Raw genomic sequence first — 15,980 nt, forward strand, 5'->3', positions numbered from 1 at the left:
ATCAGACGTCGGCCCAGACCAGCCGGCCGCCGCCGTCCTGGCGGGTGCCCCAGGCGTCGGCCAGGGCGGTGACGATGAGCAGACCGCGGCCGCGTTCCGACAGACCGGTACCGGCGGTGTCGTCCAGCTCGGTCTCGTACGCCGGCGGCCGGCGCTGGGCCGGGATGCCGTCGCCGCCCGCGTCCCACACCTGGATCCTTATCCGGGACAAGGTGCGCCGCAGGCAGCAGCGCACCGTAGCGGACCGGGCACTGTAACGGACGGAGTTGGTGACGAGTTCGGAGACCAGCAGGACGGCTGTCTCGGTCCGCTCCTCCGGCTCGCCCCAGGCCAGCATGGCGTCGCGGACGCGCTGCCGGGAGTCGGTGACCCCCTCGGGTATGCGCGGCGTCGACCAGCGGTAGGCGGAGTCGTCCCTGTCGTCGGAGTGCGCGGCAGTGGCATCACCATCGAATTCAGACATATATGCACTATCGGCATGTTCGGCATACTCTGCAACTGTCAGAGTGTGAATCACACAGAATGTGACACGACGGCTGCCTGGTTTCACCGCGAAGGAGATGGCCACCGTGAGAGCCCGCTCAGGCCCGACCCTGGAGCACCGAGTCGTCGCGGAACAGCTCCGCCTGGCCCGGGAACGCGCCGGTTGCGGCCTCGCGGCGGTCGCCGCCGCGCTGGACCTGTCCGAGGCCACTGTGCGGCGCATCGAGCGGGCGGAGACCGCGCTGGACGCCGGGCAGGTCCGGGATCTCCTGGAGTACTACAACCACCCCGAGGACGACGCCCGGCGGATCAGGGCCAGCCTGGCCAGGGCGAACGAGCCCGGATGGTGGCACCGCTGGCGTGACGTCCTGCCCGCCTGGCAGCGCGACGTCATCGGTATCGAGTCGTCGGCCGGAGTGATCCGGATCTGGCACCCGGCGCTGGTCCCGGACCTGCTGCGGACCCCCGGTTACGCCGCGGCCGTCGAGGCGGCCCGGCATCCGGAGGCGCCGCCCGCGGTACGGGCCCGGCGTACGGAGTTCCTGCGGGCCCGGCAGGATCGGTTCCGCGAGCGGGGCGCGGTCCTGTGGGGGCTGATCCCGGAGGCCGCACTGCATACCTGTGTCGGTTCCCCGGATGTCATGCGGGAGCAGCTGGACGCCCTGCGGCAGGCGACCGCGCGCCCGAACATCACGCTTCAGGTGGTCCCCCTGACGGCCGGGCCGCACGCGCTGACCGGCGCCCCACCGCTGGAGCTGCTGCGGCTTCCGGTCCCTGAGGTCCCGGATCACGCCGTCGTCGGAGGCCCGGGCGGCGAGGCCGCCGTCACCCATGACCGCGCGGCTGTCTCCGCGTACCGGATGCTGATGGACTCCGCCTGCGGCGCGGCACCGGCCGCGGGCACCGAGCTGCCCGCCCTGTTCCTGTCCTGAACCGGGAGGCGTCGCTGAACGCAGCGGGGCGGACGCGACCGGTGGCTGTGCGGCGTGGTCGGTGTCGGCCGAGGAGGACGAGGCGGACGGAGTGACCGGGGTTCCCGTCGCGTCCCCGCCGGACACCCGGCAGCCCGGCGGGGGGCCCTCATCACTCTTACCGGCATGATCCAGCGGATCTCGCCGTAAAGTGGATCAAGATCCGGTATTCCTGTGCGCATGGACAAAGATGGAACCTTCCGATCCGCTTCCTCCTCCCGTGCCTCCCGTGCCCCCGGCCGCGCCCGCCGGTCCCGTTCCCTCTCCGGCCTGCGCGCCGGTACCGCGCTGCTCGCCGCCGCCACGGCCGTACTGGCCGCCACGGTGCCCGGCGCATCGGCCGCCGCATCCCCGAACAGGCCCTCAGCAGAACGTTCTTGGCGGGACGGAGCCGCCGGGACCCAGCGGTACCTCGACAGCGTGCGGGACAACCCGGACCGGCTCAGGGCCTTTCTGCGGCCTATGCCCAAGGGCGGGGACCTGCACACCCACCTGTCGGGCGCTGTGCCGGTCGAGGCGCTGATCGGCTTCGCGGCCGACGACGGGCTGTGCATTGACGAGGCCACGCTGGCGGCCTCCGCACCGCCGTGCGGGCCCGGGACCCGGCCCGCCCAGGACGCCGTGTCCGACCACGACTTCCGGCAGGACGTCATCCACGCCTGGTCCATGGAGGACTTCAAGGAGACGCCCGCCGAGAGCGGACACGACCACTTCTTCGCCACCTTCGGGAAGTTCAAGGCCGTCACCGGGTCGCACCGCGGCAGACTCGTCGCCGAGGTGACGAAGGTGGCCGCCGCCAACCACCAGGACTATGTGGAACCGCTCTTCACCCCACAGGGCGCCGCCCTGCAGAAACTGGGGGCCGGCCTTCAGTGGACCGGTGACTTCGGGGGGATGCGCCACTCCCTCCTCGCCGACGGGAAGCTGAACCGCGTCCTCGACGCCGCGAAGACCGAGACCGCCCGGGAGATGGCCGAGCAGCGCGCCACCCTCGGTTGCGACGCCTCCGATCCGCAGCCCGCCTGCGAGGTGCAGGTGCGCTTCGACTTTCAGGTGGGCCGCGCGGCCGAGCCGCAGTACGTCTTCACTCAGCTCCTCGCCGGTTTCGCGATGGCCGACAAGGACCCCCGTTATGTGGGCGTCAACCTGGTGCAGGCGGAGGACGCCCCCGTCGCGCTGCGCGACTACCACCTGCAGATGCGCATGATCAAGTACCTGCGGTCCGTCTACCGTACGGCGCATGTCACGCTGCACGCCGGTGAGCTGACCAGCAAGGTCGCCCCGCGCGACGACCTCAGGTTCCATGTCCGCGACGCCGTCGAGACAGCGGGCGCCGAGCGTATCGGCCACGGGGTGGACATCATGGGCGAGGATCGGCCGCAGCAACTCCTGCGGAGCATGGCACGCCGGCACATCGCGGTGGAGGTGCCGCTGACCAGCAACTGCCAGATCCTCGAAGTCTGCGGCGCCGACCACCCGGTCAACCGCTACCTGGCCGCCGGTGTCCCGGTGGCGCTGTCGACCGACGACCAGGGCGTGTCGGGCACCGACATCACCGTCGAGTACGCACGCGCCGTCACCGGGCACCACCTGTCGTACCGTCAGCTGCGCGACAGTGCCCGTAACTCGCTGGAGTACGCCTTCATCCAGGGCCGTAGCCTCTGGCGCGCGGTGGGCGACCACCGGCCCACTGCCGCCTGCGCCACCAGCGACCCCCGTACCGGCAGGACCACCGAGAGCTGCCGCGAGCTGCTGAACGCCAGCCCCAAGGCGAGTCTCCAGTGGCGCTACGAGACCGAGCGCGCCGCATTCGAGGCCCGTCACCAGGCATAGGGCCTCTCGTTCGGGCCAGGCCGGCCGGGGCGCGGCCGGCCTCAGCCGGTCGCGCGGTCGGCCAGCTGGGCCACGGCGCCCGCGACCGCACGGGTGACCTCGGCCGCGAACTCCAGGTCGAGCGTCCCGAGGGTGTCGGTCGCCTTGTGGTAATTCGGATTGCGCAGGTTGGCCGTATCGGTGACGAGCAGCCCGCGGCGACCGCTGCGCCAGTACGGCAGGTGGTCGCTGCGCGCGGCTTCCCTGAGCAGGCCCCCGAGCCGCTTGACCGGGTAGAGCCGCAGGCCCGGAACGTACTGCCGGGCGCTGCGCTGCACCGCGTTGGCGAACGGCAGAGAGCGCAGGTCGCCGACGACCGCGATGAAGTCCCCGGTCGTCGGCGGCGAGAACACCCCCGGAATGCGCACCGGAGTGCGCTGAGCGCCGGGGCGCGCGTCCCGGAAGCCGATCATCTCCAGCACGATCAGGCCCTCCACCGCCTCGCCGGCGGCCTCGATGTCTGCCACATGCTCGCGGCTCCCCAGCATCCACTCCTCCTCCTCGCCGAAGAGGCAGAACCGGATGCCGCGTTGACGCGGCCCGAGTGCGTGCAGGGCGCGGGCCGCTTCGAGCAGCCCGGCCACCCCGCTGGCATTGTCGTCGGCTCCGGGGCTGCCCTGCACGGAGTCCCAGTGGGCGCCGACCTCCACCAGCGGTGCGCCGCTGTCGCGGCCCGGCAGGGTGGCGAACAGGTTGACCTGGTGCGGCGCTTCGCCGTACTGCTTCTCCACCACCGGGTAGCCGTAACCGGACAGCTCGTCGCGGAGGTGGCGGAGGGTTCGCCGTACGTTCTCCTCGTCCTCACGCCAGCGCGGCCCGCCGGCCGTCAACGCGGTGATGTGCCGCTCCACTCCGGCCGCCGTGATGCCGGAGAGCGCCGCAGCCAGCTGCGGGTCGAACGCAGGCCGCCGCCTTCGGAGTTCGCCGGTGGTGTCGACGATCTGACGCCGGATGTCACCCCAACCGGGCAGATATCCCAGCCAGCTTCGGCTCATGAGGCACCGCCCGTGGAAGCAGCGAGATCCTCGGCGTCCCCCGCAGCGGCGCCGCCGGCCGACGCGGCACGCTTCGTCTGCGCGCGGGCCACCAGCGGCACCACGGCGAGCCCGGACAACAGGAACACCGCCGCGATGACCAGCCAGCCAGGTGGGCCCTCGCCGACACCGAGGAAGGCCGTCGCGGCCGGTCCGACCGTCTCGGCGAAGGCCGCGCCGAGCGCGTAGACACCGAGGTACTCGCCGCGTGCGTGGACCGGGGCCAGGCCGTAGGAGATCCCCCAACTCCCCGCCATGGCGAGGAGTTCGCCGGCGGTCAGCACCAGTACCGCCAGACTCAGGAAGAAGATCTTCAGAGCCGTGCCGTGGACCGCCACCGCGGCGGCGATCCCCACACAGGAGAGCGCCAGCAGGACGCCGGACCGGCGCTGGGCCCGGGCGCCCCCCTCCAGCGTGTCGGCACCACGGCTCAACCGCACCTGGAAGACCACGATCAGTACGGTGTTGACGGTGACGAAGAGACCGGCCAGGGCCTTCGGGATGCCTTGCCCGGAGACGATCAGCAGTGGCAGTGCCAGCGTGAGGATGAGCCCGTTGATGCCGAGCAGACCGTTCATCAGAGTGAGCAGGACGAACGGGATGTCCTTGAGGGCGGGCGCCTTGCTCGCGCCCGCGGGACGCTGCCCGGGCGGCATGGAGGGCACCGGGATCAGGGTGAGGGCGGCGAGGACGTAGGTGGCCGCGTTCCCGAGGATCACCAGCTCGCAGGCGAGATGCGAACCGTCCGCCAGCGCCCAGGCGGCCAGCGCGGATCCACCGGCGAAGCCGCCGTTGAACACCGCGCGCAGATAGGCCCGTCCGGCCACCAGCCGGTCGGGCTCCAGTACGGCGCCGATCAGCGCGGCCCGAACGGTACTGGTGGCCCGGATCGCCAGCGAGGTCGCGCAGGCCACGACGACGAAGCCGAGGAAGGAGTGCACCAGCGGATAGAGGCAGAAGAGCACGGCCTCCGCCAGGTGCAGCACGATCAGCAGCCGGCGGGTGTCCATGCGGTCCGCGAGCCACCCGGTGGGCACCGAAGCCCCGAGTGTGATCAGCCCCGCGAGTGAGAACCCGGCGCCGACCTGAGCGGGCGTCAGCCCGACCACGCGCACGAAGAAGGCCACGCCACCGGTGAGGAAAAGCCCCGTCCCGAGCGAGTCGACGAGGTAGTTGACCGACAGAGGACGCGTCGCCCCGCGGGCAGGTAACAGAGAGGCGAATGACCGCATGCTGGCGGTGTTTCCTTCCGGCAGAGAGCTGAAGGTTCGGTGGTTCTCCCGGTCCCGGCGACCGGCGGGCTGCGCGCGGTACGGCCGTAGACACTCTCGGAAGTGGGTATCGGAGACCGGCGGGCGGAATCGCGCCGCGAGGAAATACTCAAGCCCGTTCATCCCCCGATTCGGGGATCCTAGATGCGTCGACTTCGACGGTCAAGAACTGCCGGATTCCTGACCTTCGGGAGTTGTCGCCGGAATCCGACCCGGCCGACTGATTTCCAGCGGCCGGCGCGCAAGCTTTCCCGCCGGGGCTCTTCTGCCGTCGGGCAGGTGCCCGTTCGGGCAGTGGTACGGGTCCACCGGGGCCGCGCTTGCCGAGGCTGGAGCGTGCGCCGACCGGCCGTCCTCGGCGGACTCCCTGCCCTCCTTGGAGCCTTACGCCGGACCTATCGGCCCGTCCGAATAGTGCCGTTTTGGGAGGGTAATTGCGCCGAGAAAGCTCCCGCAATGCCCGATTTACCGGGACCTTGCCTATTGACTAGTTTTGATAACTTATACCTGTTGTGCGGCCCATGGCGGTGGTGCCCCTGACGCGCCGCGCTGATGCCCCGGCATGCCGCACGGGTGCCCCCGGCACACCGTATTGATGCCCTGGCGGCGAAATCCGGGCTTTCCCAAGATCGCGTCACCGTGTTTCATCGTGTTAATGTTTGGATTCGGGAGCGGGCTATGACCGGTTCTCTCTCAGGGGGCGACGGGGGATTCCAAGACTCTCGTCGATGTATTTCTCTTTCTGTTTCGTGCTTCGAGCGCAGCCGTAGGCGCGCTCGCGTCCCCTTTCCTGCGTATGCGTACTCATAGGTTTGAGGCAAAAGTGTTCCACCACGATTCATCGACAGATTTCCGAGTCGTCGTCAACGGCGAGGAGCAGTACTCCATCTGGCCGGCCGACATCGACCTTCCTGCGGGATGGCGGCAGGAGGGCGTCAGAGGCACTCGCGAAGAGTGCCTCGCGCACGTGGAACGGGTCTGGACCGACATGCGTCCACTCAGCCTGCGTGGCTGATCCGGCCGCGCCTGTTCCCGGAAGGAGTGCCGCGGTGGTCGGCACTGGCACCACCCCCTCCCCGTCCTCCCGGTGGTGGACCGGACAGCCCGGCCCAGCCGCCGGGATGACACTGGTCTGTCTTCCGTACGCCGGTGGAGGGCCGCAGACCTATCAGGGCTGGGAGACATCGTTGCCGGCGGCTACCTCCGTGCTCGCGGTGACGCCTCCGGGCCGTGGCCGCCGGTTCGCCGAGCCCCTCTGCCGCGACATCCCGTCACTGGTGGAGCCGCTGGCACGGGAGTTGGCAGCCGCCCTGGACGGCCCGTACACACTGTTCGGGCACAGCCTGGGGGCCACGGTGGCCTTCGAGCTGTGCCGGGAGGTCCGCCGGATCGGGTTCCGCCCGCCTGCCTCCCTGGTGGTCTCCGGACGCCAGGCGCCGGACCTGCCGTGGACCGAGCGGCCGATCAGCGGTCTGCCGGACGCCGATTTCACCGAGGCCCTGCGTGACCTCGGCGGCACGCCCCAAGCTGTCTTGCGGCAGCCGGAGTTGATGGCGCTCCTGATGCCGTCACTCCGGGGGGACTTCGCGATCGTCGAGTCCTACCGCTACCTGGACGAGGCGCCTCTCGAGGTGCCGGTCCTGGCCCTGGCGGGCACCCGTGACCAGCGTGCGGCGGCGGACCGGATGTCGGGCTGGGCCCGGCAGACCAGTGCGTCGTTCACCCTGCGCACAGTGGCCGGCGGGCACTTCTTCGTGGACACCGAACCCACATACGTCACCGCCCTGTTGTCGGACGTCCTCTGAGGAGCGGGGCCCGCTCCGCCGCATGATCCGCCCGTCGGCCGGCCGCGCCGGCCTGCCGCGTGACGCCGTGCCGGGGGCACCGCGGTGCGCCTGCCGAACCACAAGCAAATCCCGTTCTGCTCGTCATCTCTGGGGGAAGTCCGTGAGCCACGCCATCGACATGACACCGTCCACGGACGTGAGCACGCTGGTTGACGTGCTCAGCCACCGCGCCGAAGCCCAACCGCGGTGCCGGGCCTTCGGCTTCCTCCGGGCCACGGGGGAAGTGGCCGAGGAGCTGACCTACGCCGAACTGGACCGGCGGGTGCGTGCGCTGGCGGCGCGCCTGGAGGCCGAACACCTGGCCGGCAGCCGCCTGTTGCTGCTCTATCCGCCCGGCCTCGACTTCGTCGTCGCGTTCTTCGCCTGTCTGTACGCGGGCATGGTGGCGGTTCCGATGCCCCTGCCGACCAGTCGCAAGCGCGCTCAACGCCAGCTGGCCGCAGCCGACGACGCCCGGGTGGCCGCCTGGCTGACGGTCTCCGCCTCCCGGAAGATGCTCGACGAGCATGCGGCGAACGCCGGTGGCGGTCCGGGCGCGGTGCTCACCACCGACGGCGCGCCCACCCACCGGGCCGAGGACTGGTCCGGACGCCGCCCGGCCCCCGCCGACCTCGCCTTCCTGCAGTACACCTCGGGCTCGACCGGCGCTCCTCGCGGCGTCATGGTCACCCACCACAACCTGATGGCCAACTCCGAAGCGATCAGGGAGAAGTTCGCTCTCACCGCACGGGATTCGTCGGTGATCTGGCTCCCGCCGTTCCATGACATGGGCCTGATCGGCGGCATCCTCCAGCCCGTCCACACCGGTTTCCCCGCGCTGCTGATGTCTCCCCAGGCGCTGATGCGCGACCCCGGCAGCTGGCTGGAGGCGATCTCCGAACACCGGGCGACCGTCAGCGGCGGCCCCAATTTCGGATACGCGCACTGCGTCCGGCACATCGACGCCGAGCGTACGGCCGGACTCGACCTCAGTAGCTGGCGGGTGGCGTTCAACGGCGCGGAGCCGATCCGCGCGGAGAGCCAGGACAGCTTCGCGGAGGCCTTCGCGGCGCAGGGCTTCGATCCCCGCGCCTTTGCGGCCTGCTACGGGATCGCCGAGGCCACCCTGCTGGTCTCCGGTGCCGACCGAGGCGAAGGTGCCCGGGTACTTGCCGTCGATGGCGACCAACTCGCCTTACACGGACGGGTGGTGCCAGCTGCGGAGGGCTGCGGCCGTCGGCTCGTCAGCTGTGGTGCACCTGCGGCCGGCCACCAAGTCCTGATCGTCGATCCGGACCGCGGGTGCCAGGTCGGCGACGGCGGCGTCGGCGAGATATGGGTCAGCGGGCCGAGCGTGGCGGCCGGCTATCTCGATGCCCCGGAGGCGACCGCGGCCACCTTCGGCGCACGGGTGGCCGACGTGGAAGGCTCCTTCCTCCGCACCGGCGACCTCGGATTCCGCCACGAGGGCGAGCTCTACGTCACCGGACGTATCAAGGACCTGATCGTGGTCCGCGGACGCAACGTCCATCCGCAGGACGCCGAGCGGATCGCCGCAGCCGGCCACCCCGGACTCGATCCGGACGCGGCCGCCGCCTTCGGCTACGAGGAGAACGGCGCCGAAGCCCTGGGGATCGTCCTCGAAGTGGACCGGCACACCTCCGCCGGTCAGCTGGCCTCCGCTGCGGACGGCGTACGGAAGGCGGCCACCGCCGAGCTCGGCGTCGCGGTCGGCGCCGTCGTCTTCACCCGGCGCGGCGGCGTCCCGCGTACCACCAGCGGCAAGATCCGCCGGCAGGCGTGCCGGGAACAGTGGCTGCGCGGCGAACTGCCGCGCCTCGGTGGTGACGCGCCGGGCACTGCGGCCCCTTCCGGCGAGGAGAGCGCCGGTCTCCGCGCTGTGCTGGCTGCCGTGGCGCGGCTCTCGCCGGACGCGCTGGACGACTCCGCGTGCATCTTCGACCTGGGCCTGGACTCGCTGGGCGTGGTCGACCTGAGGTTGCGCGTCCTGGCCGAGCTGGGGGTCGAGCTGTCACTGTCCGACCTGCTCGCCGGGCCGACCGTCGCCGAGCTGGCGGCCGCCGTCGCGGCGGCACCCCGGATCCTCGCCGGGCCGGAGCGGGCCGAAGCCGCCTACTCCGGGGCTTCGCCGGGCCAGGAGGCGCTGCTCCTCGCTGATGACCTCGCCGGTGACGACTCCCCGTACGTGGTCGGCCGTGCGGTCAAGGTGCTCGGCGCGTTCCGTGTGGACGACTTCCTGACGGCGGTACGGACCGTGGTGGCCCGCCATCCGGCGCTGCGGACCTCGTTCGTCCCGGGCGACGAGGCACTGGCGCGGGTACTGCACCCCGAACTCCCGCCGGAGCTGGCCGTGCACGACGCCCGGGGGCAGGACGGGGCCGTGCTGACGGCGCTGCTGGAGGACGCGGCCTGCCGGCCTATGGACCCGGCCACCGGCCCACTGGTCAGGACCACCGTCATCCGTACAGCCGAGACCGAGACGGTCGTGGTCTTCGCCGTCCACCACGCGGTCTGCGATCTGCGCTCGCTCGGACTGCTGCTGCTGGAGGTCGCCGACGCATACCGGTCCGCCGACACCGCCGTGCCGGACGAAGTGGCGTCCAGGGCCCACGAAGAGGCCCACGACGCGGCGTACGGTGCTTTCGCGGCCGGGCAGCGCCGCCTGGTCGGGACCGGCGACGACGACCGGCTGCGAAAGCACTGGAAGGCAGAGCTGAGCGGTGTCCCGCTGGAGATCCGGTTGCCGATGGCCCGTGCCGCGATGGGATCCGCGCGTGGCGCGGTGGAGCGCTTCGTGGTCCCCGCCGACCTGTCCGCGCAGGTACACGACTTCGCGCGGACCCACCGGCTGACGGTCAACGCCGTACTGCAGGCCGCCCTGCATGTGTTGCTGCACCGCCTCACCGGCGAGGAGCGGATCGCCGTCGGCACGCCATCCGCCAACCGCGGCCGCCGGGACCAGCTGGACGTGGTCGGCTACTTCGTCAATGTGCTGCCGCTGGCCAGCACCCACGGCCCGGAGACCTGCTTCACGGACGCGGCCGCGCGACTGCAACACGCCCTCGCCGACGCCCTGGAGCACGGTGAGCTGCCGTACGCCGCGATCCTGCAGGCCACCGACCGGCCCACCGACCGGTGCAACGTGCTCGTCGCCTATCAGAGCATCCAGTCCGAGCACACGGCGGACATCGCCCGGATCGCCCTTGAGGACCCGCGGCTGCCGGTCCGGGTCGGCGGACTCACCATGCTGCCGGTGCCGCTGTCCCGCCGGGACAACGCCTTCGACCTCACCATGAACCTGGCGGACTCCGGAGCCGAGCTGCTCGGCAACGTGGAGTACCGCGCGGACCTGTTCGCAGCCGGGGACGTGCGTCAGTTCTTCGACTGCTACCTGGGCCTGCTCCGCTCCGCGCTGGCCGACCCCGCACAGCCGGTCGCCGGCCTGAGCCTGTCCGGCACACCGCTGGCGACGGCTCTCCCGGCACTCGAAACGCCCGCGGCCGCCGGGGCGTACGACGAGACGAGCCTGCCCGGCCTGTTCGACGAGTGGGCCCGGCGCACTCCGGAGGCCACGGCGCTGACCGACGGGCGGCGCACCCTCACCTACCGCGAACTCGACCAGGCCGCAGGCCGGCTGGCCACCGAGCTGGCCGGCCGCGGAGCGGGCGCGGAGTCCGTGGTCGGCGTGCTCACCGGCCGGGACGCCAGGTCCGTGATCGCGCTCCTCGGCGTACTCAAGGCCGGCGCCGCCTATCTGCCGCTCGACCCCTCGCTGCCCGACGACCGGCTCCAGTGGATCCTCGGCCAGGCACGGGTGTCGATGGTGGTCGCCGCGGGCGAGGCGCGTGACCTGCCGGGGGACATACCCGTGGTACCGGCGGAACCGGCTCAGGATCTGCCGCCGCTGCCGAACGTTCCGGTGCGTCCGGGCGACCTCGCTTACGTCCTGTTCACCTCCGGCTCGACCGGCCGTCCGAAGGGCGTCGCGCTCACCCACCGGAACGCGGTCTCCTTCCTCGCCTGGGCGCGGGAGCGGTTCGCCGCGGACCTGATCGCGGTGCTCGCCGCCACCTCGTTCTCCTTCGACCTGAGCGTCTTCGAGATCTTCGGCCCGCTCACCAGCGGCGGCACCGTCGTCCTGGCCCGGGACGTACTCGTGCTGGCCGAGGACGCACTGCCGGCACCGGTCGCGCTGGTGAACACCGTCCCCTCGCCCCTCGCCGAGCTGCTGCGTTCGGGACGGCTCCCGCAGGGAGTCCGCACCGTGAACCTGGCCGGTGAGCCGCTGCCCCGGCCGCTGGCCGACGCCGTACTCGGCCACCCGTCGGTCGACCGGCTGATGAACCTCTACGGCCCGACCGAGGCGACCACCTACGCCTGCGAGGCACTGATCCGGGCTGACGAACCGGGCGAGCCGCCCATCGGCCGCCCGATCTCCGGCACCCACGCCTATGTGCTCGACAGCCGGCTGCGCCCGGTGGCCCCGGGCGTGCCCGGTGAGCTTTACCTGGGCGGGCCCGGCCTGGCCCGCGGCTATCTGAACGACCCCGCGCTGACCGCAGACCGCTTCCTGCCCGACCTGTCCCGGCCCGGAGAGCGGATGTACCGCACAGGCGACGTGGTCCGGGTGGACGCCGAGGGGCAGTTGCGCTATCTGGGCCGCTCCGACGACCAGGTGAAGATCCGCGGCTTCCGGATCGAGCCGGGAGAGTGCGCGGTGGCGCTGCGCCGCCACCCCGCGGTCGCCGAAGCCGCGGTGCTGCCGCGCGAAGTCCCGGGTGCCGGCCGGGTGCTGTGCGCCTGGCTGGTTCCGGCCACCGGCAGCACGCTTGAGCCCGGCCAGGTGCAGGCGTTCGCCCGCGCCCAGCTACCGCCCTACATGGTGCCTTCGGCCATCGCGGTGGTCGAGCGGCTGCCGCAGACCCCGAACGGCAAGCTCGACAAGCGTGCGCTGGTCACGCCGGCACTCGCCGCAGCCGCGGGCACGGCCGCCCCGAGCGGGCCGGTCGAGCAGCGACTGCTGGAGATCTTCACCGAGCTGCTGGCCCGGCAGGACTTCGGCGTCGAGGACAGCTTCTTCGACCTCGGCGGCCACTCGCTGCTTGTGGCCCGCCTGATCACCCGGATCCGGCGCGCGTTCGGCGTCGCCCTGCCCATGCGGGCGGTCTTCGAGCACCCCCGCGTGAGCGCTCTCGCGCCGCTGGTCGCAGCCGCGGCCGACCAGGGCGCCGCCGCGGTCCCGCTCCTACCGGTTCCCCGGGATCCGGCTCCGGCGCCGTCGTCGGCGCAGGAGCGGATGTGGCTGATGCAGCAGATGATGCCCGGCAACACCGCCTACAGCGTCGCGGGCGCCGTCCGCGTGCGGGGTCCGCTCGACACCGGACTGCTGCGCCGCGCCCTGCAGGAGGCGGGCCGCCGCCACGAGGTGCTGCGCACCCGGCTGATGCCCGGCGACGGCGGCGTCCGGCAAGTGATCGGTGACGAACCCGACTTCGGCTGGATCGAGGAGGACCTCGCGGAGCTGCCGGAGCCCGCGCGGACGGCGGCTGCGGTGCGGCGGATGGCCGAGGAGGCCGCCGTCCCCGTCGACCTGGGCGGCAGCAGGCCGGTCCGGCTCGTCGTACTCCGACTGGCCGCCGACGAGCACCTGGTCGGGCTGGTCAGCCATCTCGCGGTGATGGACGGCTGGTCGTCGGGGGTGTTCTTCCGCCACCTCGCACTCGCCTACCGTTCGCTCTCCGGCGAGGAGGGGTCCGTCCTGCCCGAACCGGGCGTCCAGTACGCCGATTTCGCGGCCTGGCAGCGGGCCTCACTGGTACCCGTCAAGCAGGAACTGCTCTCCTGGTGGACCGAACGGCTCGACGGTCTCCCGGCGCTGGCCGTTCCGGCCGACCGGCCCCGGCCATCGGTGATGGGCTTCCGCGGCGGCAGCGTCCCGGTCCGGTTCGGCCGTGGGCTGCGTGACCGGCTGGCGGCGCTGGGGACCGGCCGGGACGCGACCCTGTTCATGGTGGTGCTCTCGGCGTTCGCCACCGTACTCACGCGCCACAGCGGGCAGGAAGACTTCGCGGTGGGTACGCCGATCGCCGAGCGGCCGCTGCCCGAACTCGACGACGTCATGGGCCCGTTCACCAACACGGTCCCGATCAGGCTGGACCTCTCCGGCGACCCGTCCTTCGCGGCGCTGCTCGACCGCACCAGGGAGCGGGCGCTGGAGGCTTACGCACACGGCGCGTTGCCCTTCGAGACCCTGGTGGGCGAACTCGGACTGGCCCGCGACCTCAGCCGCACCCCGGTGTTCCAGACCATGGTCTCGCTGCAGGACGACCCGCTGGGCGGACTCGACCTGCCGGGCATGAGCAGCGAGCGCCTCGACGTACCACGTGACACCGCCAGGTTCGACCTGCTGCTCGCCCTCTCCGACGGTCCGGCAGGCCTGTCCGGCGCGCTGGAGTTCAACGAGGAGATCTTCGACCGGGCCACGGCGCAGGAGCTGACCGCCCATCTGGAGGCGGTCCTGGAGGAGGTCGTGCGCGATGCCGGGGGGCCGGTCTCCCGGATCCCGCTGCTCGACGCCACGCAGACGAGGCGCATCCTGCGAGAGTGGAACGACACCGCGGTGCCGCAGCGGCCCGTCGCGATTCACACCCTCTTCGACGATCAGGAGGCCGCGGCCCCGGACGCGGTGGCGGTGTGCGACCTCAGCCGCAGCTGGACGTACCACGAACTGCGCGGCAGGTCGGAGCAGGTGGCCCGGGAACTGCTGCCCTTGCCGGGCAGGGACGTGGCCGTGCTGATGGGCCGCTCTGCCGCGGCGGTGGCCGCGGTGCTGGGCGTACTGAAGGCGGGCAAGGCGTACGTGCCGGTCGACCCCGCCTTCCCGGCCGGCCGGATCGCCGGAATCCTGGACATCTGCGGCGCCGTCTGCCTGCTCGCCGACCCGGAGCACCTCGCGCAGGCCGAAGAACTGGCGGCAGGCCGGCCGGGGATGCGGGTGGTGCTGGTCGACGCCGACGCCACACTGACGCCGGTGCACGATGCGGCCGAACTGCCGCCGGTGGCACCGGAGTCGGTCGCGTACACGATCTTCACCTCCGGGTCCACGGGCATCCCGCAGGGAGTCGTGCTCCAGCACGCGGCGGTGGTCAACACGTTGCGCTGGGTCATCGACACCCTCGGGTTCAGTCCGTCCGACCGGCTGCTGTGGGTCACCTCGCTCTGCTTCGACCTCTCGGTCTTCGACATCTTCGGCACCCTCGCGTCGGGCGGCCGGATCAGGATCGCCCAGGAGGAGGAACTCGCCGAGCCGTCCTGCCTGGCGGAGCTGCTGCTGGCCGGCGAGGTCACCGTCTGGGACTCGGCGCCGGCCGCGCTGCAGCGGCTGCTGCCGGCCCTGGAGCGGCGTGCGGCGCGGCCTGCCAGTCCGGCGGTACGCCTGGTCATGCTCAGCGGTGACTGGATCCCGGTGACCATGCCGGACCGGTTGCGCGAGCTGCTGCCCGGCGTCCATGTCCGGTCACTCGGCGGGGCCACCGAGGCGGCGATCTGGTCCAACCACTTCCCCGTGGAACGCGTCGACCCGTCCTGGATCAGCATCCCGTACGGCCGTCCGATCCAGAACGCCCGGTACCACGTGCTGGACCGCTGGATGCAGCCCTGCCCGGTCGGGGTCCCCGGCGACCTGTACATCGGCGGCGCCTGCCTGGCCCTCGGCTACGTCGACCCGAAGATCACCGCGCAGCGGTTCGTACCTGACCCTCACAGCGGCCGGGCCGGTGAGCGCCTGTACCGCACCGGCGACCTGGCGCGCTACCGGCGGGACGGGAACCTGGAGCTGCTCGGGCGTTCGGACCAGCAAGTGAAGATCCGCGGCTTCCGGGTCGAGCCCGGGGAGGTTGAGGCCGCGCTGCGCCGCTGCGCGGACGTCCGCGAGGCGACCGTCGCCGTGCGCGACGATCTGCCGGGCGGGCGCTGCCTGGTGGGCTACGCCGTCCCCAGCGACGGGCACAGCCTCGACGAGGGGCAGTTGAACAAGGAACTGCGCGCCCGGTTGCCCGGATACATGGTTCCGAGCCATCTGGTCCAGTTGGAGCGGCTCCCGGTGACAGCCAACGGCAAGCTCGACCGGCGCGCGCTTCCGGCCCCGGTCCTCGGCTCCGCGGGAGCGGACTTCGCCAGCCCGCGGACCGGGACCGAACAGTCCATCGCCGAGGTGTGGAGCCAGGTGCTCGGGGTGGAGCGGCCCGGCAGCCGCGACAACATCTTCGACCTGGGCGGCAACTCGCTGCGTCTGGCCGAGATCCATGCCCGGCTCCAGGAGCGCTGCGGCGGGCAGCTCCAGCTCGTCCATCTCTTCGAGAACCCGACGATCGAGGGCCTGGCCCGGATGGTCGACGGCCTTGCGGACACCGGATCGGCGGCCGACCGGACCCAGGACCGCGCCGAGCGCCAGAAGCAGGCCATGCAGCGACGGCGTTCACCGCGCCGCGCCGACTGAGGTAA

At 71.8% G+C, this 15,980-nt stretch carries 8 protein-coding genes; 5 read left to right on the forward strand and 3 right to left on the reverse strand.

Annotation, left to right across the window (positions count from 1 at the left end):
* Position 1 precedes the first annotated feature (1 nt).
* Positions 2–463 carry an ATP-binding protein gene (locus OG452_RS33430; protein ID WP_327299284.1) on the reverse strand — a complete coding sequence of 154 codons (462 nt, stop codon included), beginning with the start codon at positions 461–463 and terminating at the stop codon, positions 2–4.
* 106 nt (positions 464–569) lie between these two features.
* On the opposite strand from OG452_RS33430, the gene OG452_RS33435 reads away from it, so the two are divergent.
* Both OG452_RS33435 and OG452_RS33440 read left to right on the forward strand, forming a co-directional pair.
* A complete protein-coding gene (locus tag OG452_RS33435) occupies positions 570–1,415 on the forward strand; it encodes a DUF5753 domain-containing protein (RefSeq protein WP_327299285.1) in 846 nt (281 codons plus the stop codon).
* Positions 1,416–1,634: 219 nt separating this feature from the next.
* Positions 1,635–3,287, forward strand: coding sequence for an adenosine deaminase family protein (locus tag OG452_RS33440; RefSeq protein WP_327299286.1), 1,653 nt, complete (start codon positions 1,635–1,637; stop codon positions 3,285–3,287).
* 41 nt (positions 3,288–3,328) lie between these two features.
* On the opposite strand, the gene OG452_RS33445 is transcribed toward OG452_RS33440, so the two are convergent.
* Both OG452_RS33445 and OG452_RS33450 read right to left on the reverse strand, forming a co-directional pair.
* Positions 3,329–4,321: a M20/M25/M40 family metallo-hydrolase gene (locus tag OG452_RS33445; protein ID WP_327299287.1), complete on the reverse strand. Its 993-nt coding sequence runs from the start codon at positions 4,319–4,321 to the stop codon at positions 3,329–3,331.
* Positions 4,318–5,592: an MFS transporter gene (locus tag OG452_RS33450; protein ID WP_327299288.1), complete on the reverse strand. Its 1,275-nt coding sequence runs from the start codon at positions 5,590–5,592 to the stop codon at positions 4,318–4,320. Before OG452_RS33450 ends, OG452_RS33445 begins: the two co-directional genes overlap by 4 nt.
* Before the next feature lie 835 nt (positions 5,593–6,427).
* Between OG452_RS33450 and OG452_RS33455 the strand changes: the two genes are divergently transcribed.
* From OG452_RS33455 to OG452_RS33465, 3 genes are all read left to right on the forward strand, one after another.
* Entirely contained in the window at positions 6,428–6,646 is a 219-nt protein-coding gene (locus OG452_RS33455) for an MbtH family protein (RefSeq protein WP_327299289.1), read from the forward strand.
* Between the two features lie 34 nt (positions 6,647–6,680).
* On the forward strand, positions 6,681–7,436 hold the full coding sequence (locus tag OG452_RS33460; RefSeq protein WP_327299290.1) for a thioesterase II family protein: 756 nt from the start codon (positions 6,681–6,683) through the stop codon (positions 7,434–7,436).
* Between the two features lie 178 nt (positions 7,437–7,614).
* Positions 7,615–15,975: a non-ribosomal peptide synthetase gene (locus OG452_RS33465; RefSeq protein ID WP_327299291.1), complete on the forward strand. Its 8,361-nt coding sequence runs from the start codon at positions 7,615–7,617 to the stop codon at positions 15,973–15,975.
* Positions 15,976–15,980 lie beyond the last annotated feature (5 nt).

The sequence above is a fragment of the Streptomyces sp. NBC_01197 genome (assembly GCF_036010505.1).
Classification (GTDB): domain Bacteria; phylum Actinomycetota; class Actinomycetes; order Streptomycetales; family Streptomycetaceae; genus Streptomyces.